The 704-nt window shown below is 68.9% G+C and carries 2 protein-coding genes; both read right to left on the bottom strand.

Translation table 11 applies throughout. From position 1 onward, the window contains the following. On the bottom strand, window positions 1-323 hold a 323-nt coding region (locus tag ACOADB_RS26995), incomplete at its 3' end, for an amino acid permease (protein WP_378606334.1). A 38-nt stretch (window positions 324-361) separates the two neighbouring features. Continuing rightward, the coding region (locus tag ACOADB_RS26990) for an aldehyde dehydrogenase family protein (RefSeq protein WP_378606332.1) at window positions 362-704 on the bottom strand (343 nt) is incomplete at its 5' end.

The following is a 704-nucleotide window of genomic DNA, read 5'->3' as shown; positions in this document are numbered from 1 at the left end:
GGCTGGGTGATCCAGGTCAGGATCGCCGCGACGGCCGCAGCCGGCCGGCCGAACGCGTCCCGCACCCAGGTGTAGGCGCCACCCTCCTCGCTGAAGGCCGCGCCGGTCTCGGCGAAGATCAGGCCGTAGGGCACGAGGAAGAAGACGGCGAGGACGAGCGCCCAGGTGAACGCCTCCGCGCCGTACAGCGAGACCTGGCCGAGGGTCTCGAGACCCACGACGGCCGCGATCATCAGGAAGACGATGTCGAAGCGCCCCAGGGTCTTGTGCAGCAGGGCATGCTGCTCGGCCGCCAGCTCGGTCGGTCGGTTGTTCTGCGTCATGGTGATTCCTTGAGCGTAGGTGGAGGTGGTGCCAGAGGTCAGTGGTTGATCCAGACGGTCTTCAGACCGACGTACTTGTCCAGCGCGTGGAGGGAGAGGTCGCGGCCGAATCCGGATCCCTTGAAGCCGCCGAACGGGGTCCAGGCGCTGAACGCGTCGACACCGTTGACGGTGACCGTGCCGGCGTGGATCTGCTCGGCGAGGCGGTGGGCGCGACCGAGGCTTCCGGTCGCAACCGATGCGGCGAGTCCGTACGCCGAGTCGTTCGCCAGCCCCAGCGCCTCGGCCTCGGTGTCGAACGGCGTGATCGCGAGGACCGGTCCGAACACCTCCTCGCGGGCGAGGGTGGAGGCCGGGTCGACGTCATCGAAGACGGTGGGC

It is taken from the genome of Nocardioides sp. CPCC 206348 (assembly GCF_048654705.1).
GTDB lineage: Bacteria > Actinomycetota > Actinomycetes > Propionibacteriales > Nocardioidaceae > Nocardioides.
Note: the sequence above shows the minus strand (reverse complement) of the source record. Positions and strands in the feature narration are given on the sequence as shown.